Here is a 19,762-nt window from a genome sequence, read left to right on the forward strand (position 1 = left end):
ACGCCCTCACCGAAGCCCCGATCCCCAGTACCCGTAGTACCCGTAGTACTTCTACTTCGCCGCGTTCGCCGCCTTCACGAGGGCGTCCTTGGTGACCGCGCCGACGTAGACCTTGCCGTCGTCCGTCATCAGGGCGTTGATCAGGCGGGTGGAGAAGACGGTTCCGGAGCCGAACTTGCCGCTCACCTTGTCGCCGAAGGAGTCGAGGAAGCCGCCGAGGTCGCCGCCGGCCTCGGAGCCCGAGGGCACGCCCTCGCCGCCGGTGTCGAAGGTGGCGATGGACGTCCAACCCTCGCCGATGACGGTGGGGCCGTCGGTGCCGCCGAGGTCCGCCTCGAGGTCCTTGCCGAGGTCGTCGGGCTTGCCGGGGAGTGCGGGGAGTCCGGGGGCCGACTCGGGCGCGCCGCCCTCGTCCCACTTGCCGGCCTCGTCGGCCGCGTCGGCCTCGGTGACCTTCGCGCCCTTGGGGACGGTGAAGTCGAAGGTGGAGGCGGCGGGCTTGGCGAAGCTGACCTGGGTGAAGCCCGCGTCCACGACGGCGGCGCCGCCGCTCGCCGGGGTCAGCGTGAACTTCAGCGGCAGGCCCGTCTTCGCGTCCACGGCCACGCTGATGGCGCCGACCGTGGAGCCGGCCTGCTTCGGCTTGACCAGCAGCTTGTAGGCGTCGCGGCCGGCGACGTGGACGGTGCCGTCGACGGTCACGGAGGTCGTGTCGTCGACCGCCTTCAGAGCGTCCTCGGTGAGGTCCTTGGGCGTGGCGGGAACGGGGGTCTCAGCCTTGTCGGAGCTTTCGTCGACCTTGGAGTGATAGACCTCGTTGGAGGCGCTGTCGTACCCCCAGACGTCCTTGCCGTTGTGGATGAGGCTGTATTCGGCGGCGTTCTCCAGCAGCGAGAGCTTCTGCTTGTCCGGGCCGTCGGCGGCGACGCGCAGGGTGTGCGTGCCGGAGGCGAGCTCGGTGAGCTTGGCGGACGGATCGGCGGACGATCCGTCACCGCCCTGCTGTGCGACGCCGGAGAGGAGACCGCTCTCCAGTCCGCCGAGGTCGGGCAGCCCGAGATCGGTGCTGATCTTCACCGTCCCGGACAGCTGCTGCACGTCCGAGGCGGCGATCTTGTCGAGGAGTTGCTGTGCGGTGATCTTCGGCAGGTCGGGGTCGCCGGAGTCGGCGAGCGCCGGGACCAGCCCGATCGTCGCCGCCGCGACACCGATCACGGTGACCGGGACGACGTACCGCACTGCCTTGCGCCGTCCGAGGCGCAGGTCGTCGGCGTCCCCACCGGTCGCGTCCACGCCGGTCGTGGTGTCGTCGGATGCCTTCGGTGCCATGTGTGCCTTACCTCCGTCGTCGGCGGCGGCTGGTCATCTCGCGCCGAACTTCCCCACCCCAAGCCGCCATTCTCACCCGAATCGGTGAGGAGTGGTGTTTTCCGTGGTTCCCATCTGACCAAATCCACTCTTCGGAAGCGTCAACCCGGGGACTCAACTCCACGTACACCTCCGGTATGACACAACGCGCCAGGACCACGCCTGTCCCGTAGGGGTTGGCGGGCCGAGACGGGGCGGAGACCGGTGGGCGGGGGTCAGCCGGCTCGGTGGACGACCGCGTCGCAGAGTTCCATCAGCGCCGCCTTCGAGTCGCACTCCCGCAACGGCGCCAACGCAGCCCGCGCGTCCTTCGCGTACCGCACCGTGTCCCGGCGGGCCTGCTCCAGCGCCGGGTGGGCCCGGAGCGCCTCCAGGGCCTCGGCGAGCCGTGCGTCGTCACTCAGGTCGGAGTCCAGCAGCTCGCACAGTGCGATGTCCTCGGGCAACGACAACCGCGCCGCTTGCTCCCGCAGCCGCAGCACCGGCAGCGTGGGAACGCCCTCGCGAAGATCCGTCCCGGGCGTCTTTCCCGACTCGTGCGAGTCGGAGGCGATGTCCAGGACGTCGTCCGCCAGCTGGAAGGCGACGCCCAGCCGCTCGCCGTACTGCGTCAGCACGTCGACGACCGTCTCGTCGGCGCCCGACATCATCGCGCCGAACCGGCAGGCGACCGCGACGAGCGAGCCCGTCTTGCCGCCGAGCACGTCGAGGTAGTGCTCGACCGGGTCGCGCCCGTCCGTCGGCCCGGCCGTCTCCAGGATCTGTCCGGTGACCAGCCGCTCGAACGCCTCCGCCTGCACCCGGACCGCCTCCGGCCCGAGGTCGGCCAGGATGTGCGAGGCGCGCGCGAAGAGGAAGTCACCCGTGAGGACGGCGACGGAGTTGCCCCAGCGGGCGTTCGCGCTGGGCACCCCGCGCCGCACGGCGGCCTCGTCCATCACGTCGTCGTGGTACAGCGTGGCCAGATGGGTGAGCTCCACGACCACGGCCGACGGCACGATCCCCGGCGCGTACGGGTCCCCGAACTGCGAGGCGAGCACCACGAGCAGCGGCCGGAACCGCTTCCCGCCCGCCCGTACGAGGTGCTGGGCGGCCTCCGTGATGAACGGGACCTCACTCTTGGTGGCCTCGAGCAAGCCTTCCTCGACAGCCGCCAATCCGGCCTGGACATCGGCTTCCAGAGCCTGGTCCCGCACGCTCAGCCCGAACGGCCCGACGACGGTCACGAGGGGTCTCCTGTCTGCTGGTGTCCACTGGCGGTTACGCGGTTTGTCGATAGGTCGCTGCCATCACTCAAGTCAGCGTATCCGGTCACGTTTCGATCACCGATAGCCCCCACGTCACGCAGGCTCGAATGGGCCCGCCGGAGGGGCGTCCCGCCCGGCCGAGCCACGCCGGATCCGGCCCGTTATGTTTCTGATCAGCCCATATGAACGAACTCCTATCGAGTTACCAGGTAGTAGTGATTCATGCCCGCCGGGTGGCGTCGGCACATCCCGGGACCATTTCCCGCCACTTCCCACCACACACGGGCCCGCGCATCACGCCGGCGCGCCGCACCCCTGCCGCCGGGCCGTCCGAGCAATCCGGCCAACCCCAGCACGGCAGGGCAAATCGGACTAATTCCAATCCCATCCTTTTGCCCTTCCTTTAAATACGAGTTGAGGTGAATGCCCGATTCGCCACTCTTGTGATTGCTGGTGACTTGGCTCACTCCCGACGCCCGGCCGACACCCGCACGCCGTGCGCCGTTTCCCCGCACACCTCAAGCAAGTTGGGGCTTTGCACCCACAAAGGATCAAGCACCCCATAGGTCACAGACCAAGGTCAATAGGGGTGATCTGTGAATCTGCCACTTGTTCCGGACATGTGCTCTCGCATACGTTCCCGGCCTGTCGGGCGGACGCCGAATCCTGCCGCCGCCCGGAACACCCATCGAGAACCGCACGGCAGGAGCGGGGGAACCAGGTAGGCCGCCGAACCGAATTTCCGGACGTCTTGGATTTTCAGGATGTTTTGGACACATCGGTACGGCTTGGGGTGAAGTCGCGTCCGTCAGGACGTGGCCGGGCAGCTCCCGCCCGAACCCGACAGCTCACCTCGCAGGCGCCGGAGAGGAACTTCGTCATGTCCGCTGCCGCTCAGCCGCGCCGCACCCGCCGCACCCGTCTCGCCCGCACGATCGCCGTCGCCGCCACCGGCGCGGCCGTGCTCGCCCTCCCGATCCTCGGCTCCGCCACCGCCTCCGCGGCGACGCCGACCGTCGTCACCGCCACCAGCCTCGGCTACGCCAACAACCTCGACGGCTGGATCCGCGCCTCGCTCCACGTCATGGCGCAGCACGGCATCCCGGGGACGTACAACGGCATCTACCGCAACGTCATCCGTGAGTCCTCCGGCAACCCCTACGCCATCAACCTCTGGGACTCCAACGCGGCTGCGGGCATCCCGTCCAAGGGGCTGCTCCAGGTCATCGACCCGACCTTCCGCGCCTACCACGTCTCCGGCACCTCGTGGAACTCCTACGACCCGGTCGCCAACATCACCGCCGCCTGCAACTACGCGGCCGCGCGCTACGGCTCGATCGACAACGTGTTCGGCGCGTACTGACAGCACCGTTCACCTGCGGACGCATAGCGACACCCCGACTTACGGGAACATTCGTTCGAGGACGACGGCCACGCCGTCGTCCTCGTTCGACGTCGTCACTTCGTCGGCCACGGCCTTGAGCTCGGGGTGGGCGTTGGCCATGGCGACACCGTGCGCGGCCCAGTCGAACATCGGGATGTCGTTGGGCATGTCCCCGAACGCGACGGTGTCCTCGGGCCGCAGACCGAGGTGTTCGGCGGCCAGGGCCAGGCCCGTCGCCTTGGTGATCCCGCAGGGCTGGAGCTCGACCGTGCCCGGCCCCGACATGGTGACGGTGGCGAGCGAGCCGACCACCGAGCGGGCCGTCGAAGCCAACTCGTCGTCGGACAGGGTGGGATGGCGCAGCAGCACCTTGCTGATCGGCTCGCACCACAGGTCGTCCCGCCGGCCGACGCGCAGCGCGGGCAGCGTCGGGTGCGGCATCAGATAGCCCGGCTCGATGAGCGTCAGCCCGTCGACGCCGTCCTGGTCCACGGCCGCGTACAGCTGCCCGACCTCCGCCTCGATCTTGCCCAGCGCGGTCTCCGCCAGCTCCCGGTCCAGGGTGACCGACCACAGCAGTCGGTCCGCGCCGGCGTCGTACAACTGCGCGCCCTGTCCGCACACCGCGAGCCCTCTGCTGTGCAGACGGTCGAGCAGCGGCCGCACGCGGGGCGCGGGCCGTCCCGTCACCACCAGGTGGCGTGCGCCGGCGGCCGCCACCCGCGCGAGCGCGTCGAGCGACCGGTCGGAGAAGGTGTCGTCGCCGCGGAGCAGCGTTCCGTCCAGGTCGGTGGCGATCAGGGCGTACGCGGTGCGCGCGGCATATGCGAGGGGTGCGGCCATGATCAGAGAATACGGATCCCGCACCCCTCGGGTTCGACGCAAACCGAACGACGCCCAGGTCCTGCCCTGTTCTGTCAACTCCCCTTTAAAAGAAACGGCTTTCTGGCGCGTTGCCGGGTAGCGGACGGTTAAAGGCCTCTGCACCAGTTGGCAACAACATGGGACGCTACCTACCGCGACGCCCTGGTGGAGCGGTACCGTCCAGGTGTCCAGGGGGGACTTGATCGGGGGGTCAGGTTGAGCAGTGGGCGCATTCGTGTGCTGAGGCCGCAGGACCTCGGCGAGGGGGAGAGGGAGCGGTGGCGCGCGCTGCGCGCCGCGTCGACGCTTCCGCGAAACCCCTTCATGGAACCGGAGTTCACCGACGCCGTGGGCCTCGTACGGCCACGCGCACGTGTGGGGGTGGTGTATGAGGGGCGCGAGCCGGTCGGCTTCCTGCCCCATGAGCAAAACAGGCTCGGCCGCGGCCAGGCCCTCGCGTACGGCGTCTCGGACGCACAAGGCGCGGTGCTGGCCCCGGGCCTCGGGCTGAACGCCGACGAACTGATGCGGGCGTGCTCCCTGACGAGCTTCGCCTTCGACAACCTGGAGGCGGAGCAGGGGCTGTTCGCCCCGCACGCGGCCGCGGAGTACGCCGCCTATGTCATCGACGTCGAGAAGGGCTACGAGACCTACGAGTCCGTGCTGCGCGCCCAGTCACCGAAGTTCCTGAAGACGACCCTCGCCAAGGAGCGCAAGCTCGGCCGGCAGGTCGGGGAGCTGCGGTTCGTGTTCGACGAACGCGACCCGGCCGCGCTGCGCACGCTCATGGCCTGGAAGTCCGCGCAGTACCGCAGGACCGGCCGCCGGGACCGGTTCGCACAGGAGTGGATCACCCGGCTCGTGGATGCGCTCGCCGAGACGCGCGCACCGGACTGCTCCGGCACGCTGTCCGTCCTCTACGCGGGTGAACGGCCCGTCGCCGCGCACTTCGGACTGCGTTCGTCGACCGTCCTGGCCTGCTGGTTCCCGTCGTACGACCCGGAGTTCGCGAAGTTCTCGCCCGGTCTGGTGCTGCATCTGCGGATGGCCGAGTCGGCCGCCGCGGAGGGCATCGGCCTGCTCGACCTGGGGCGCGGCGCGGCCGAGTACAAGGACTCGCTGAAGACCGGGGAGATACCCGTGTTCGAGGGAGCGTGGACGCGTCCGGGGGTGGGCGCCGCGCTCTACTGGCTCAGCCGTGAACCGTCCCGCCGCGCGCACCACTTCGTGCGCAACCGGCCGAGGCTCGCCGCGACGGCCGCACGGACCTTGAAGGGCGCGGGCCGGCTGCGCCGGTCGTGACGGTTGACGGTCATGGAACTAGGGGGGTTCATGTTCCGCGCAAGAGGCGTGCGGCACGCGAGCGTGCAGCACGAGACACAGCAAGAGACACCGCACGAGACACGGCAGGGGATACGGCACGAGACACGGCAGGAGATACGGCGGTTCCTCGACATCCGGCCGGTGCAGATCGCCGAGCTCGAGCTGGACGAGGGGGGTGTGCTCAGACCCGGTCCGGGCAGCCCTCCCCTCACCCACGGTGAGGTGTTCGTGCTGGTCAGGAGGGGGCAACGGCCGGTCGGGACGCTACTCGGGCATGTACCGGAGGGCGCCGACCCGAAGACCGTCCTCATGGCTCTCGCCGCTCGTGAAACGGCTGAGGCGCCGGCTGAGCGGGAGCCGGATCCCGAACGCTCGCCCGCCCTGCCGCCCGTCCCGTCCACCACGGTCGTCGTCGCCACGCGCGAACGCACCGAGAAACTCGCCCACGCGCTCGACTCGCTCCTCGCCCAGGACCACCCCGACTTCGAGATCATCGTCGTCGACAACGCGCCCGTCACGGACTCGACCCGGGACCTGATCGAACACAAGTACGCCGAGCGCGTGCGGTACGTGACCGAGCCGGTGCCCGGTCTCGCCGTCGCGCACAACATGGGCGTGGCGGCCGCGCACGGCGAGGTGATCGCCTTCACCGACGACGACGTCGTCGCGGACCCGCGCTGGCTCACCGAGCTCACCGCGCCCTTCGTCGCCGATCCCGGCCTCGGCTGCACCACCGGCCTGATCCTCCCGGCCCGGCTGCGCACCCCTGCCCAGGTCCTCCTGGAGAGCCACGGCGGCTTCGCCAAGGGCTTCACGGCACGCACCTACGACCCGCACGACCCGCCCGCCGACGAGCCGCTGTTCCCCTTCACCGCGGGCCGCTTCGGCTCCGGCGCGAGCATGGCCTTCCGTACGGAGGTGCTGCGGTCGGTCGGCGGCTTCGACCCGGCGACGGGTGCGGGCACGCGCGCGCGTGGCGGCGACGACCTCTACGGGTTCGTCCGCGTCCTGGCCGCGGGCCACCGGCTGCACTACACCCCGCAGGCCCTGGTCTGGCACCACCACCGGGAGACCTGGCGCGACCTGGAGACCCAGGCCTACGGCTACGGCGCCGGCCTCACCGCCTACCTCACGGCGATCCTCGTCAACCGCCCCGGCCTGCTGCCCGCCTTCCTGGCCCGGCTGCCCCGCGGGCTGGCCTACGCCCGAACACTGACGGCGAGCCGGGAGGCGGGGGGCGCGTCGGAGCGCGTGGAGGGTGCGTCGGGGGGCGCGCCCGGCGGCCACGACGACCGGACGCACGCCTGGCCCGGACGGCTGTCCCGACTCCAGCGGCGCGGGATGCTCTACGGGCCGCTGGGCTATCTACGGGCCCGGCGCGCGCTGCGGCTGCGGCTGCGAGGCGCTGCACGATCGGGCGGCGCAACGCCATCGAGCGGTGCTGCACTGCCGAGCAGTGCTGCACGATCGAACAGTGCGGCGCGATCGAGCGGTGCGGCGCGATGACGGGGGCAGCGCACAGAGCCGGCACAGACGGCAGCGTCAGCAGCATCCCCGTGTTCCTCTACCACGCCGTGATGGAGGATCCGCCCGACTGGATCGCCGAGTTCACCGTCAGCCCGAAGCAGTTCGGCGAGCACCTGGACGCCGTCGTCGACAGCGGCCGCACGCCCGTCACGATCAGCGCGCTCGCCGACCACCTCGCGGGGCGGGCGCCGCTACCGTCCCGGCCGGTGCTGCTCACCTTCGACGACGGCTTCGCCGACCTGCCCGGTGCGACCGCCGAGGCGCTGGCCGGCCGCGGGCTGTCCGCCACCGCCTACCTCACCACCGGCGCCATCGCCCCGGGCGGCCGCAGCCTGCTGCCGCCCGCCCCGATGATGGGGCTGGCGCAGGCGGCGCGGCTGGAGCAGTACGGCATGGAGGTCGGCAGCCACACCGTCACGCACGCGCAGCTGGACACCCTCGCGCCCCGGGCGCTCGCGCACGAACTGAGGGCGTCGCGCTCGGTACTGGAGGACGCCCTCGGTCACCGCGTCCGCCATCTCGCCTACCCGCACGGCTACAACAGCGGCCGGGTGCGACGCATGGCGTCCGCCGCGGGCTACGAGACGGCCACCGCCGTGCGGCACGCGCTCAGTTCGGACCGCGACGAGCTCCACCGCATCGCCCGGCTCATCGTGCGTCGCGGCCACACCCTCGCCGACGTCGAGGGCTGGCTGGCGGGCTCCGGCGCCCGGGTCGCCCCCTATCGCGACGGACCGAAGACGGTCGGCTGGCGGTGGTACCGCCGGGCCCGCGCCGTGGTGCGGGGGCCGATGTTCGCGGGTTGATGTTCGCGGGTTGATGTTCGCGGGTTGAGCCGGGTTCAACGATTTTGGTGTGAAAAGAAGAGAAAATTCCTATAGTTGGCTTGAGGGAGGGGAGCCTCGACGTGCCACAACACGTGCCCGTACCGAGCACCGAGAGCAGCGAGCTGCCCACCCCCGAGCTCTCCACCGGACCGGGCGGTCCGGCCCCGGCCGGACACGACGACCGCAGTTCGCGGCGCCGGCGGATCCCGCTCCGTCCGCCGGACGCGGCCCTGCTGACGCTGCTGCTCGCCACCGGGCTCTGGGTGTACGCGCTGCCCCGCATCGGCTTCCGGGAGATGGGCGACTACGGCCTGCTGGACCGTCTCCCGGCCGCCTACTACCTCTCCTTGCTGGTCCTCACGGCGGGCTTCGTGCTCAGTCTGCGGCGCGCGGGCACCGCACCCTGGTGGCCGGCCGCGCACTGCGCCGCACTGCTGTTCGCCCTCAAGGCGCCCCCGGCGATCCTGTACGACGCGATCCGCTACCCGTGGGCCTCCAAGCACGACGCGATCGTCAACACGCTGCTCGCCAACGGTGAGCTGCGACCGGGCGCGGCGCTCTCGGGCAACATGTCCGCCTACGACCAGTGGCCGGGCTTCTTCACGCTCAACGCGGGCCTCGTGCGCGCCTTCGGCGTGCAGAGCGCCGCCGCCTACGCCAACTGGGCGCCGATCGTCGTCGGCCTGCTGATGATGCCGGTGCTGGTCCTGATCTACCGCACCTTCTGCGAGGACTGGCGGCTGATCTGGACCGCAGTCTGGACCTTCCAGCTCGCCAACTGGGTGGGCCAGGACTACTTCGCCCCGCAGGCGCTCGCCTACCTGCTCCATCTGACGGTCCTCGCGGTGGTGCTGCGGCACTTCGTACGGCCGGGCTCCGCCGGACGGCTGCGGGACCGCACCTATCTCGACCCGGTGGCCGCCCCCGTCCCGCCGCCCACCGGGCCCAGGCAACGCGCGGTGTGCGTGGTGATCCTGGCCCCGCTGATCGCCGCCATCAACGCCACGCACCAGCTCACCCCGGTGATGCTCACCATCTCGCTGCTCGCGCTCAGCTTCACCCGCCGCTACCGCAACTACGGGCTGCTGATCGTCGCCGCGCTGCTGATGCTCACCTGGGACCTGACCATGGGGCGACCGCTGTTCGTCGAGACGCTCGCCACCATAGGGAAGTCGATCGGCGAGCTGACGGAGAACTCCCGCGCGGGCTACGCGGGGCAGCTCACCGGCCCCGGCCCCGAACTCGCGGGCACCGCCAACGTGGCGATGGTGCTCGCCATCGCCGTCCTCGCCGGGGCCGCCGTGGTGCTGCGGCGCCGGCTGACCCGCAGCGCGCTGCCGCTGCTGCTGGTGTCCGTCGCCCCGGTGCCGCTGTTCGCCGTCAACGACTACGGCGGCGAGATGCTCTTCCGCGTCTACCTGTTCGCCCTGCCCGGTGGCGCCTTCTTCGCCGCCGCCGCGCTCGTGCCGGCCGTCGCCGGGACCCACCGCAGCAGGGCGAAGGCGCTGCGGCGCAGGATCGCGGCCGTCGCCCTGCCGGCCGTCCTGCTGCTGCTGTTGGCCGGCTTCCTGCCGTCCTACTACGGCAAGGAGAAGATGTTCTACACGCCGCCCGAGGAGACCGCGCTCGTCACCAAGACCCTCGACGACGCACCCGACGGCTCGCTGATCCTCGCCACCAGCGGTTCCTTCCCGCAGGCGCTCCACCGCTACGACCGACTCGACCACTGGTTCTTCGCCGAACAGGCGCTGCCGGAGAACGAGAAGATGCTGGAGGACCCGGCCGCCTACCTCGCCAAGGGCATCCCGCCGGGCGAGAAGGCGTACGTCGTCCTCACCCGCACCCAGGACATCTACACCGCCGGAGAGGGTCTGCTGCCGCCCGGCGGTTTCGAGACGCTGCGCTGGAAGCTGTCCGTCTCGCCGCTCTTCCGGACCATCGAGAGCCATCCGTACGGCGTCGTCCTGGAGTACCGCCCGCCCGCTCCGTGACCGACCCCGATGACTGACCCCAAGGTGATCGAAGTGACGACCACGAACTCCGAGGACATCGACAGCATCGACAGCCCGGACAGCGCCGAAGAGACCGAGGGCGCAAGGGGCACAAGAGGTTCAATGGACGCCAAGGACATAAGGGATGCAAGGGGCCCGTGGGTCACCTCGACTCACCTCAGAGTCCTCGTCGCGGCGTCCGGCTGGCTCGCGCTGGCCGCCACCGCCGTTCCCGGCCCCTCGCCGCTGCGCTGGATCCCGGTACTTCTCTTCGTCCTGTTCGGCCCGGGCTGCGCGGCGCTGTATCCGCAGCCGGGCAAGCTGGCCTCCGGCGCCCGGCTGGAGGCCATCGCGCTCACCGCGCCCGTCAGCCTCTCGCTCGGCGTGCTCACCGCCACCTCGCTGTTCCTGGTGCGGGGTTTCTCGATGACCGCCTTCCTCGTCTCGCTCGCCGCCTTCACCACGATCACCGCGGCCCTCCCGGGACTGCCGCTGCCCGCCGCCCGGCGCGGCGCGGTCGAACGCACCAGAGTCAAGCGCAGGCCCTCAGGCGGTAGTGACATATGACGGGCCGACACCGGCTGCGCGGACCACGCAAGTCGCCGTCCGACTTATACGGGGTGGGAGACAGTGAGGTGAGGGAGATGGGAGGTGCAAGGCGCAGCTACACGGCCGTGGTGCTGGTGGCGGTGGCCGCGCTGATCGCCGGTCTCGGCATCTGGGCGAGCCGGAGCGAGGACCCTGAGTCGAGCGCGGACGCCTTGCCCGACAACGCGGCCTCCGGCGAGCTGCCCACCGGTCCCTGCGCCCCCACCGACGCCCTGATCCCGCCCTGCGGCGCCTGGTGGGGCGCCGCTGTGCCGTACGCCGAGAACGGCTCGCTCAAGGACGCCGTGCTCGGCTTCGAGAAGCGGATCGGCCGCAAGCTGGACCTCGTCTACAACTACCACGACATGTCGGGCACCAAGCTCGACGGGGAACTGCTCACCCCCGAGGAACAGGAACTCGGCAAGGACAGGCTGCTGATGCTGGCCTGGGAGTCCACCGTCTGGACCGAGCCGCACCACGAGAACTGGACGGAGACCCAGCTCGGCTGGAAGAACATCGCCTCCGGAAAGTTCGACAAGAAGATCCTGGATCCGCAGATCCGGCGCATCAAGGCCTACGGCAAACGGGTCTTCCTCTCCTTCGACCAGGAGACCGACGCCCGCATCAAGGAGGGCGCCGGCACCCCGGCGGAGTTCGTCGCGGCCTACCGGCATGTTCGCGACCGGTTCCGTGAACTGGGCGCCGACAACGTCGTGTGGGTCTGGACCGTCTCCGGCTACCTCGGCAGCGCGGCCGACATGAAGGCCCTCTACCCCGGCGACGAGTACGTCGACTGGATCGCCATGGACCAGTACAACTACTACCAGTGCCACGGCACCACCGACTGGAAGGACTTCCTGCGCAGCCAACAGCCCAGCTACGACTGGCTGCGCGCGAACATCAGCGACGAAAAGCCGGTGATGCTCGCGGAGTTCGCCACCGCACCGGACGCCGGCGCCCCGCTGCGCCAGCGCGACTGGTACACCCAGATCCCCGCCGCCGTGAAGAAGCTTCCCGAGGTGAAGGCGCTGGTGCACTGGAACCGGCCGACCTCCGAGAAGGCCGCGTGTGACCTGACCGTCAACGAGGGCCCCGGTCTGGACGGCTATCGGGAGGCCGGCAAGAACGGCTACTTCCACCAGCCGGTCCCCTCCCGCTGACGGCCGCCCCACCGACGGCCGTCACGCCGACGGCCGTCACGCCGACGGCCGTCCCGCTGACAGCAGCTCCGGCCCCGATGACGGCCGTCACGCGAGCGGCTGTCACGTCACTGTCGTCAGGTCGGCGGCCGTCCTGACGACAGCCGTCTCGTCGGCAGCTCTTCCACGGTCACGCTCCCGCTGCCGCTCCCGTCGGTATCTCTCCCGCCGGCACCGGCAGTTCTCCCGTCGGCGGCACCCCGCGCCCGCGCCACCGCGGCCGCCTTCGCGCGGGCCCGGGCGGAGAGCGACGCGACCACTGCGGCGGCCATCGCGGCAAGCGCCAGGACGACGAACGCGGGCACGGCGATCGGCGCAAGCTCCTGCCGCCACACCCAGCCGCCCAGCGCGACGAGATACAGGACTCCCCAGCGCCCCGGCCACGTCAAGCGCCTGCCCACGCGCGTGAGCAGCAGCCACAGCGGTATGAGGGACGACAACTGCGCGACCGGCGGCGCCCAGCGCAACAACGGCTCGGGCCCGTCGAGCCCCACCCCTCGCGCGAGGAATCGGGCCGTCTCCGCGTACAACGTCCCGCCCACCGGTGTCGGTTCCCAGCCGAAGGCCACGGGGACGGCGTACAGGGCGAGCAGGGCCGAGCCCAGTGCCGTCCCCGGCAGCCATGCGCCGCGCGCGGCCCGCAGGGTCACCGAGCCGACGAACACCACCAGCAGCAGGCCGCCCGCGACGAGCCCCGTGAGCGGCAGCGCCGCCAGCAGCTGTCGTCCGGTCAGCACGTCCGCGGACGGGCCGTCAAGCCACGGCAGATCGCGCAGCGCCGCCCAGTAGACGACGGTGGTCACCCCGAGCAGCCCCCACAGGACGCCTGCCGTCCACCGCTCCCTGGTGCTGGTGCCGGCCCCTGCCCCGGCACCGGCACCGGCACCGGCACCGGCCGACGAGTCACGCTCCACCGCAGCCTCCCCTGTCAGCCCGTCCTGCCTCTCGCCCTTCTCCTTCGCCCCGGATCCGTGCGGCGGCCGCACGATCAGCGCCAGCGTGTCCGCCTGGAGCGCCTCGCGTTCGTACCCCGGCCGCCCTATGAACAGCGTGACCGTGTCCTCGTCGACGCCCTCCCGCTCGTACGCCGCCCGGCGCGCCCAGTTCGTGCCGTACCCGGCCGTGCCGTACCCGGCGGTGGCGTTCAGCCGCGCCCAGCGGGTGCCATAGGCCGGGGCGGCGCCGGACCTGCCGGCCGGCCCGCGGTCGGTCCGGCGCAGCGCCGAACGCAGACCGAAGGCGGACACGACGGCGATCAGGGTCATGCTGAGCAGCACCGCCCAGCCCGCGCCCGCGATCCCGGCCGGGGCGAACAGCATGGCCGCGCTGCCCAGCACCAGCGTGCACATGGCGCCCTGGAGCGCGGCAAGCACTCCGGTCCGGCCCTGCACGCGCAGCACCCCGATGTACAGCTCGACCACGACCCGGGGCAGCGCCCCCGCCGCCAGCAGCCGCAGGACGGTGGTGCCGTGCTCCGCGTAGTCCTCGTTGAACGGCAGCAGGATCTGCGGGGCGAACAGCACCAGCACCAGCACCACCGGCACCAGCAGCAACGTCATCCGGCGCAGCGCCCCACGCACGCCGTCGGCGAGATGGCGCGGGTCGTGCGAGGCGTGCGCGGTGAGCGAGGAGGCCATGTTGATGGCCATGAACTCCATCGTGCCGCCGACGGTGTACGCCACGTAGAAGTAGCCGTTCTCCGCCGCGCTGAAGCGCACGGCGACCATCACCGGCAGCAGGTTGATCATCGCGAGGCTGAACAGCGCGCCCAGCGAGTCCCCGGCCAGGAAGCGGCCCATCTCGCGCAGTTGCGGAGGTTCCAGGTCGCGGTCGGCGGCGGCCTGGCGCGGGATCAGCCGACGGAAGATCAACCAGCCCAGCGGGAGCGTCGAGAACGCGATCGCGACGGCCCACGACACGAAGATCCCGAGCACCGGCAGCGCGGTCGCGAAGAAGACCAGCAGGATCAGCTTGCCGATCGAGAACACCGCGTTGCCGACGGGCACCCACCCCGATCTGCGCAGTCCGGTGAGCACCCCGTCCTGGAGCGTGAGCAGCGCCCACGCCACGCACGCGACGACGAACGTCGCCCCGGCCGCCGCCGTGCCGAGCGGCGCGTACGTCGCCCCCCACAGATCGAGGGTGAACAGGAAAGCGAAGGCGGCGACGGCGACGACCACCGAACTGGCCGCGTACGCCCGCCACACCAGCGAGCCGGTGGCCCGGCCGGCACGCGGCACGAAACGGACGACCGCGCCGATCATCGTCGTCGCCGTGATGCTGGCGAGCAGCCGCATCGCCGCGATCGCGGCCGAGCCCTGTCCGACCGCCTCCTCGGAGTAGTAGCGCGCGGCCACCAGCCAGAAGCCCAGGCCCAGCACGGCGGAGACGCCTGTGCTGAGCATCAGGAAGTAGGCGTTGCGGAACAGCGAATCGGAGCCACGGCTGCTGTCGGCCGGCGCCGGACCGGTCGTCTCCTTTCCAGCGGCCGGCGCCGACGGCTCGGGTACCTGGATCTCGGCCTGCGTGTCAGCCACGGGTCGGCTCCAGCCCTCCCGGCGCCTCGGCCGGCCGTATGCCGGAGTCCTGGAGCACCTCGACGACCTGCCTGGCCCGCAGCGGATCCACGGGCAGCGCGTGCCTGGCGAACCAGCGGGCGCCGGCGGGATCGGGCGAGGGGTCGGTGAAGGCGGGACCCGCGTAGTCGTCCAGAGGCGGGTCATAGAGATACCCGACGACGATGCCCCGCCGCGCGAGCGCCGCCCTCGCGGCATCCCGGTCGGCGACGAACAGGGGCACCCGGAACAGGGGTTGGACGCGGTCGGCACGGGATGCGCCGGGCTGCGCCCACGGTGTGGACGACAGCAGCTCCGTGCCCGCCCGGCAGGCGGCCAGCACTTCGTCCAGGTGGCCGAGCTTGCGGGCGACGCGGCCCGCTCTCAGCGGTCCCGAACGGAGCCGGTAGTCGTGCATGTCGACGCGGATCCACGCATCGTGTGCGGCGAGGTCCGGCGCGGCCTCGACGGCTCTGGCCAGTTCGGCCGGCCGCAGCGGCATCCGGATCCCTTCCCGTTCCATCAGCCCGAGCAGTCGCATCGTGGCCCAGGCGGCCCGCCTCAGCCGCAGCCCCCGCACGGTCGCCTCCGCGTACGGCCGGACGGTGTAGGCGAGTTCCGCCGTGATCCGCCCCGGCAGCAGCAGGTCCTCGCAGGTCTTCGCCAGGGCCTCGCGCAGCCCCGGGTCGGCACAGGCCAGGAATCCCCCGGCCTTGGCGCCGACGTGCTTGGACAGACTGAAGACGGAGGCGTCGCCCCAGGCCCCGACCGGTCGGCCGCCCACCTCGCTGCCGATCGCGTGCGCCCCGTCCTCGAACAACGGAATGCCCAGCGCGTCGCACTTCTCCCGCAGGCGCGGGGTGTCGTCCGGATTGCCGTACAGATTCGTCGTGAGCACGCCGGACAGCGAGCCCCACACCTCGTCGGGCACGGCATCGACGTCGATCGACGCGTCCAGCGGGTTCAACGGCGCCTGCACGGGCCGCAGTCCGGCCGCGAGCACGACGAAGAAGATCACGTCGTCGTTGACCGGCGACATCAGTACGCGCCCGCCGGGCGGGCACCAGTGGCGCAAGGCCACGAAGAGCCCGAATCTGCACGACGGCACGTACACGCATTCCCGGCCGAGTCTGTCGCGCATGGTCGCTTCCAGCCGCTTCGGCCGTGAGCCACGCCGCGCCGACCCGAGGCCGGCCTCCCCTATGGCCATCCGCCCCCCAGTTGTGCTTGGGGAAAGCCCCCTCCCCGAGGCCTTCCAGCACCCGCCCAGAGTCTCCCCTTTCGCACCGCTCCGTCAAGAATGCGGCCCATCCCGTGGACGACTTCCGGTGAGCGGCCTGACGCGGAGCGCTGCGGCCCGAACCGCCTCGCCGGTCCTGCGCCCATGTCACTTCCACCAGGTCAGCCGTAACCTGTGGCGCGGCTCGGCGCACCCGCGCGACATCCGCTCGGCGTCCGGCGAGCACGACCTGGCGAGCTTCAGAGAGCGCACGAAAGAGAGGCAGTACCCGATGCCCCCCTTCGATCTTCCCGAGGGCGATCCCTTCGGTCCGCACAATCTCCCGTACGGCGTCTTCTCCCTCCCGGGCTCCGCGGAGCAGACCGTCGGCGTCCGGCTCGGTGACCATGTCCTGGACGTGGGCGCGGCTGCCCGTGCGCTCGGCTCGCCCCACGCCGGGCTGCTCATGGCGCCGACCCTCAACCCGCTGCTGGCGGCGGGCCGAAAGGTCTGGTCGCAGGTGCGCCGCGATCTGACGGAGTGGGTGACGGACCCGTCCCACCGTCCCGTCGTCGAACCCCTGTTCCACCCCCTCTCGTCGGTGACCCTGTACCTCCCCTTCGAGGTCGCCGACTACGTCGACTTCTACTCCTCCGAACACCACGCCCGGAACGCCGGCGCGATCTTCCGCCCGGACGCCGGTGACACGCTCCTGCCCAACTGGAAGCACCTGCCGATCGGCTACCACGGTCGGGCCGGCACGGTCGTCGTCTCCGGCACGGACGTCGTCCGCCCGTCGGGCCAGCGCAAGGCGCCCGCCGACGCGGCCCCCGCCTTCGGCCCGTCCGTACGGCTCGACATCGAGGCCGAGGTCGGCTTCGTCGTCGGCGTGCCCTCGCGCCAGGGCGCCCCGGTCGCGCTGACCGAGTTCCGCGAGCACGTCTTCGGCCTGTGCCTGCTCAACGACTGGTCGGCCCGCGACATCCAGGCCTGGGAGTACGTGCCCCTCGGCCCGTTCCTCGCCAAGTCGTTCGCCACGTCGGTCTCGGCCTGGATCACCCCGCTCGACGCCCTGGAGAACGCACGGGTGACGCCCCCGGAGCGGACCCATCCCCTGCTCCCCTACCTGGACGACGCGGCTGCCGAACCCGCCGGCTACGACCTGCGCATCGCCATCGCGCTCAACGGTCACGTCGTCTCCGAGCCGCCCTTCTCCAGCATGTACTGGACGGCCGCCCAGCAACTCGCCCACCTCACGGTCAACGGCGCCTCCCTGCGCACCGGCGACCTGTACGGCTCGGGCACGGTCAGCGGCCCGAACCCGCGCGAGCTGGGCTCCCTCCTGGAGCTGACCTGGAACGGCCGTGACCCGCTGGAACTCCCCGACGGGAAAAGGACCTTCCTGGAGGACGGTGACGTGGTGACCCTGTCGGCGTGGGCCCCCGGCCCCGGCGGCACCCGGGTGGGCCTGGGCGAGGTGAGCGGGCGAGTGACCGCCGGGTGACGGGGCGCGTGACGGGATGAGCGGTGGACTGAGTGGCGACGAGCGAAACCCGGCAGGGCTGCCGGTGCTGAATCGGAGCGTCGTCGTGGGCTGACTCCCGGAGTAACCCCCGTCATACTGGCGGCGGGCACGGTCCTCCCGCCGAGCCCGCCGCCCGCGGCAGGCCGCACGCAAGCGGGTACGCGGTACGCACCCCGCGCGCACGTGGCGCACGTCCCTTGCCCGACCAGGCTTTTCCCGACCAGGATCCGGAGCCCATGGCATGACCGTCTGCCTGCTCCTGCTGAGCGCCGTCGCCCTGACGGCCGCAGTGCCGGCCCCGCGTGCGCTGACCCGTTCCGCATGGCCGGAGCGGGAGCCCGTGGTCGCGCTGTGGGTGTGGCAGTGCCTGGTCGCCACCGTCCTGCTGTGCTGCCTGACGGCCTTGACGCTGGGCGCCGCAGCTGTCTTCCACACCGTCCGCACGCAGGTCTTCGCGCCGGCGCCGCCTGGGGTCACCGAGGCGTACGATCTCTCGGCCGCCCCGCTGTGGGCGGTGACCCTGACCCTGCTGCTGGCCTGCGGGGCCGGCTGGACCACCGCGATGCTGGCCCGCGAACTCGTCGATGCGCGCCGACGCCGCGGCCAGGCCAGGGCCCACCTGCGGGAACGCGCCCCCGACCTGCCGGCGGGCCTGCCTTCCGCCCGGGGCCCGCTGCTCGTCCTGGAGGACGAGTATCCCGACGCCTGGTGGATGCCCGGCAACCCGCCCCAGCTGATCGTGACGACCGGCGCCCTGCACCGCCTGACCTCCCACCAGTTGGACGCCGTCCTCACCCACGAGCGCGGCCATGCCCGCGCCCACCACGACTGGCTGCTCCACCTCTCGACCGCCCTTGCCACCGGATTCCCCCGCATTCCGCTCTTCTCCCATTTCTGCGACCAGACCCACCGCCTGGTCGAACTCGCCGCCGACGACACCGCGTCGCGCCGCTGCGGTCACCTGACCACCGCGTTGGCCCTGATCGAGCTGAACCAACACCGGGGCGTCCTGTCCTGCGCCTCCAGTCACCGCCTGCTGGGCGAGCGCGTGGACCGCCTGCTCGAACCGCCCCCGCGCCTGCTCCGCAGACACCGGGCGCTGACGACGACCGTGGCCGCGCTGGTCCCCCTCCTGCCGCTGCTGATCACCTTCGCCCCGGGGCTGACGGCGTTGTCCTGAACTGGCAGATCTTGCTCGAGAACTGCCGATTTCCCCAGGTCAACGCCTTATCTGACGTTCCGGCAGGTGGCGCAACACTCCGGCAACACCGGTTTCCCTACCGACTCGCCATGGTTCGAAACATGCCACCCACCGATCGCATCCGAGAGCACGCCGGCCGGGGCGCGACCACCGTCGCCGCCCACCGCGCGCGCCGCCTGCTGCGCGCGGACCAGGCCCGTCAGCTCGCCGACCTCCTGCGCCGCCAGCTGCTCACCGGCGCTTTCCCGGCCGGCGCGCTTCCCCACGAGTCGGCCCTCGCCACCGACTACCGTGCCTCGCGCAACACCGTCCGCGAGGCACTGGACCTTCTCCGGGCCGAGGGCCTGGTGGAACGCCTGCCCGGGGTCGGCACGGTCGTCGTGGCACAGAAGTACCCACACGGCCTGGACCGTCTGATGGGCCTGGCGGAGACCCTGCACGAGCACGGCCACGTCACCAACGAGGTCCGCACGATGGGCCCCGTGGCCGCACCCGCCCCGGTGGCCGACCGCCTCCATGTCCCACCCGGCGCCGACGTCCTCTACGTCGAGCGGCTGCGTCGGCTGGGTGGCATCCCTCTCTCTGGACCTGACCTACATCCCGCTGGACCTCGGCACCTCCTTGCTCGGCGCCGACCTGGAGAACACCGACGTCTTCCGCCTCCTGGAGTCCGTCACCGGGCAGCGCCTCGGCCACGCCGAGATCACCCTGGAGGCGGTGACCGCGGACGCCCACTCCGCCGCCGTACTGGAGGCACCGCGCGGTACGGCCGTCCTGATGCTCGAACGCCTCACCCACCTAGTGCCGCCGGTGGACCTGGAGTTCATCCGCTTCCGCGGCGACCGCATCTCGATGAGCGGCCTGCTGCACCGCTCCCTCTGACGACTCCCCCTGTCCTCACCCTTGCTCCGGCCCTCGCTTCCGCCCTCATTCCCTGCTCCCCC

14 protein-coding genes, 1 pseudogene and 1 riboswitch are annotated in these 19,762 nt (G+C 71.3%); of the genes and pseudogenes, 10 read left to right on the plus strand and 5 right to left on the minus strand.

The window, feature by feature from the left end; all coding sequences use genetic code 11:
- Positions 1–51: 51 nt before the first annotated feature.
- The gene (locus tag AB0J04_RS15225; protein ID WP_363168876.1) at positions 52–1,329 is read right to left on the minus strand and encodes a DUF2092 domain-containing protein; all 1,278 of its coding nucleotides are present in this window, start codon (positions 1,327–1,329) and stop codon (positions 52–54) included.
- A gap of 254 nt (positions 1,330–1,583) precedes the next feature.
- The gene (locus AB0J04_RS15230) at positions 1,584–2,594 is read right to left on the minus strand and encodes a polyprenyl synthetase family protein (protein ID WP_363168877.1); all 1,011 of its coding nucleotides are present in this window, start codon (positions 2,592–2,594) and stop codon (positions 1,584–1,586) included.
- A gap of 668 nt (positions 2,595–3,262) precedes the next feature.
- Positions 3,263–3,490: riboswitch (cyclic di-AMP (ydaO/yuaA leader) on the plus strand.
- 5 nt (positions 3,491–3,495) lie between these two features.
- On the opposite strand from AB0J04_RS15230, the gene AB0J04_RS15235 reads away from it, so the two are divergent.
- A complete protein-coding gene (locus AB0J04_RS15235) occupies positions 3,496–3,978 on the plus strand; it encodes a transglycosylase SLT domain-containing protein (protein WP_363168878.1) in 483 nt (160 codons plus the stop codon).
- A gap of 39 nt (positions 3,979–4,017) precedes the next feature.
- Here AB0J04_RS15235 and AB0J04_RS15240 read toward each other — a convergent pair whose 3' ends face one another.
- Positions 4,018–4,842: an HAD family hydrolase gene (locus AB0J04_RS15240; protein ID WP_363168879.1), complete on the minus strand. Its 825-nt coding sequence runs from the start codon at positions 4,840–4,842 to the stop codon at positions 4,018–4,020.
- 258 nt (positions 4,843–5,100) lie between these two features.
- On the opposite strand from AB0J04_RS15240, the gene AB0J04_RS15245 reads away from it, so the two are divergent.
- The 6 genes from AB0J04_RS15245 to AB0J04_RS15270 all read left to right on the plus strand — a co-directional run bounded on the left by AB0J04_RS15245 (position 5,101) and on the right by AB0J04_RS15270 (position 12,279).
- Positions 5,101–6,165, plus strand: coding sequence for a GNAT family N-acetyltransferase (locus AB0J04_RS15245; RefSeq protein ID WP_363168880.1), 1,065 nt, complete (start codon positions 5,101–5,103; stop codon positions 6,163–6,165).
- Between the two features lie 30 nt (positions 6,166–6,195).
- On the plus strand, positions 6,196–7,692 hold the full coding sequence (locus tag AB0J04_RS15250; RefSeq protein WP_363168881.1) for a glycosyltransferase: 1,497 nt from the start codon (positions 6,196–6,198) through the stop codon (positions 7,690–7,692).
- Positions 7,689–8,519 (plus strand): polysaccharide deacetylase family protein, encoded by an 831-nt coding sequence (locus AB0J04_RS15255; RefSeq protein ID WP_363168882.1) that lies wholly within the window; start codon positions 7,689–7,691, stop codon positions 8,517–8,519. Before AB0J04_RS15250 ends, AB0J04_RS15255 begins: the two co-directional genes overlap by 4 nt.
- Positions 8,520–8,620: 101 nt before the next feature.
- Positions 8,621–10,531, plus strand: a complete 1,911-nt coding sequence (locus tag AB0J04_RS15260) for a hypothetical protein (RefSeq protein ID WP_363168883.1) — start codon at positions 8,621–8,623, stop codon at positions 10,529–10,531.
- Positions 10,532–10,564: 33 nt separating this feature from the next.
- Positions 10,565–11,098 carry a hypothetical protein gene (locus AB0J04_RS15265; RefSeq protein WP_363168884.1) on the plus strand — a complete coding sequence of 178 codons (534 nt, stop codon included), beginning with the start codon at positions 10,565–10,567 and terminating at the stop codon, positions 11,096–11,098.
- 77 nt (positions 11,099–11,175) lie between these two features.
- Positions 11,176–12,279: a glycosyl hydrolase gene (locus tag AB0J04_RS15270; RefSeq protein ID WP_363168885.1), complete on the plus strand. Its 1,104-nt coding sequence runs from the start codon at positions 11,176–11,178 to the stop codon at positions 12,277–12,279.
- Positions 12,280–12,395: 116 nt separating this feature from the next.
- Here the strand turns inward: AB0J04_RS15270 and AB0J04_RS15275 are convergent, their stop codons facing one another.
- Both AB0J04_RS15275 and AB0J04_RS15280 read right to left on the minus strand, forming a co-directional pair.
- Complete coding sequence (locus AB0J04_RS15275; protein ID WP_363168886.1) at positions 12,396–14,855, minus strand: lipopolysaccharide biosynthesis protein; 2,460 nt, start codon at positions 14,853–14,855, stop codon at positions 12,396–12,398.
- Positions 14,848–16,083 carry a DegT/DnrJ/EryC1/StrS family aminotransferase gene (locus AB0J04_RS15280; RefSeq protein WP_363168888.1) on the minus strand — a complete coding sequence of 412 codons (1,236 nt, stop codon included), beginning with the start codon at positions 16,081–16,083 and terminating at the stop codon, positions 14,848–14,850. The genes AB0J04_RS15275 and AB0J04_RS15280 overlap by 8 nt, the downstream gene beginning before the upstream one ends.
- A gap of 301 nt (positions 16,084–16,384) precedes the next feature.
- Here AB0J04_RS15280 and fahA point away from each other — a divergent pair, with 301 nt between their 5' ends.
- The 3 genes and pseudogenes from fahA (at position 16,385) to AB0J04_RS15295 (ending at position 19,700) form a co-directional block, all read left to right on the plus strand.
- The gene (fahA, locus tag AB0J04_RS15285) at positions 16,385–17,596 is read left to right on the plus strand and encodes a fumarylacetoacetase (protein ID WP_363168906.1); all 1,212 of its coding nucleotides are present in this window, start codon (positions 16,385–16,387) and stop codon (positions 17,594–17,596) included.
- A gap of 262 nt (positions 17,597–17,858) precedes the next feature.
- A complete protein-coding gene (locus AB0J04_RS15290) occupies positions 17,859–18,797 on the plus strand; it encodes a M56 family metallopeptidase (protein WP_363168889.1) in 939 nt (312 codons plus the stop codon).
- A gap of 122 nt (positions 18,798–18,919) precedes the next feature.
- Positions 18,920–19,700 (plus strand): annotated as a pseudogene (locus AB0J04_RS15295) (GntR family transcriptional regulator).
- Positions 19,701–19,762: the final 62 nt, after the last annotated feature.

The organism is Streptomyces sp. NPDC050263, from assembly GCF_040655955.1.
Taxonomy (GTDB): Bacteria; Actinomycetota; Actinomycetes; order Streptomycetales; family Streptomycetaceae; genus Streptomyces.

Bases quoted from the DNA above. Each gene is read 5' to 3' on its own strand.
- AB0J04_RS15225 (WP_363168876.1), bottom strand. From the start codon at position 1,329: ATGGCACCGAAGGCATCCGACGACACCACGACCGGCGTGGACGCGACC.
- AB0J04_RS15235 (WP_363168878.1), top strand. From the start codon at position 3,496: ATGTCCGCTGCCGCTCAGCCGCGCCGCACCCGCCGCACCCGTCTCGCC.
- AB0J04_RS15240 (WP_363168879.1), bottom strand. From the start codon at position 4,842: ATGGCCGCACCCCTCGCATATGCCGCGCGCACCGCGTACGCCCTGATC.
- AB0J04_RS15250 (WP_363168881.1), top strand. From the start codon at position 6,196: ATGTTCCGCGCAAGAGGCGTGCGGCACGCGAGCGTGCAGCACGAGACA.
- AB0J04_RS15255 (WP_363168882.1), top strand. From the start codon at position 7,689: ATGACGGGGGCAGCGCACAGAGCCGGCACAGACGGCAGCGTCAGCAGC.
- AB0J04_RS15270 (WP_363168885.1), top strand. From the start codon at position 11,176: ATGGGAGGTGCAAGGCGCAGCTACACGGCCGTGGTGCTGGTGGCGGTG.
- AB0J04_RS15280 (WP_363168888.1), bottom strand. From the start codon at position 16,083: ATGGCCATAGGGGAGGCCGGCCTCGGGTCGGCGCGGCGTGGCTCACGG.
- fahA (WP_363168906.1), top strand. From the start codon at position 16,385: ATGCCCCCCTTCGATCTTCCCGAGGGCGATCCCTTCGGTCCGCACAAT.
- AB0J04_RS15290 (WP_363168889.1), top strand. From the start codon at position 17,859: ATGACCGTCTGCCTGCTCCTGCTGAGCGCCGTCGCCCTGACGGCCGCA.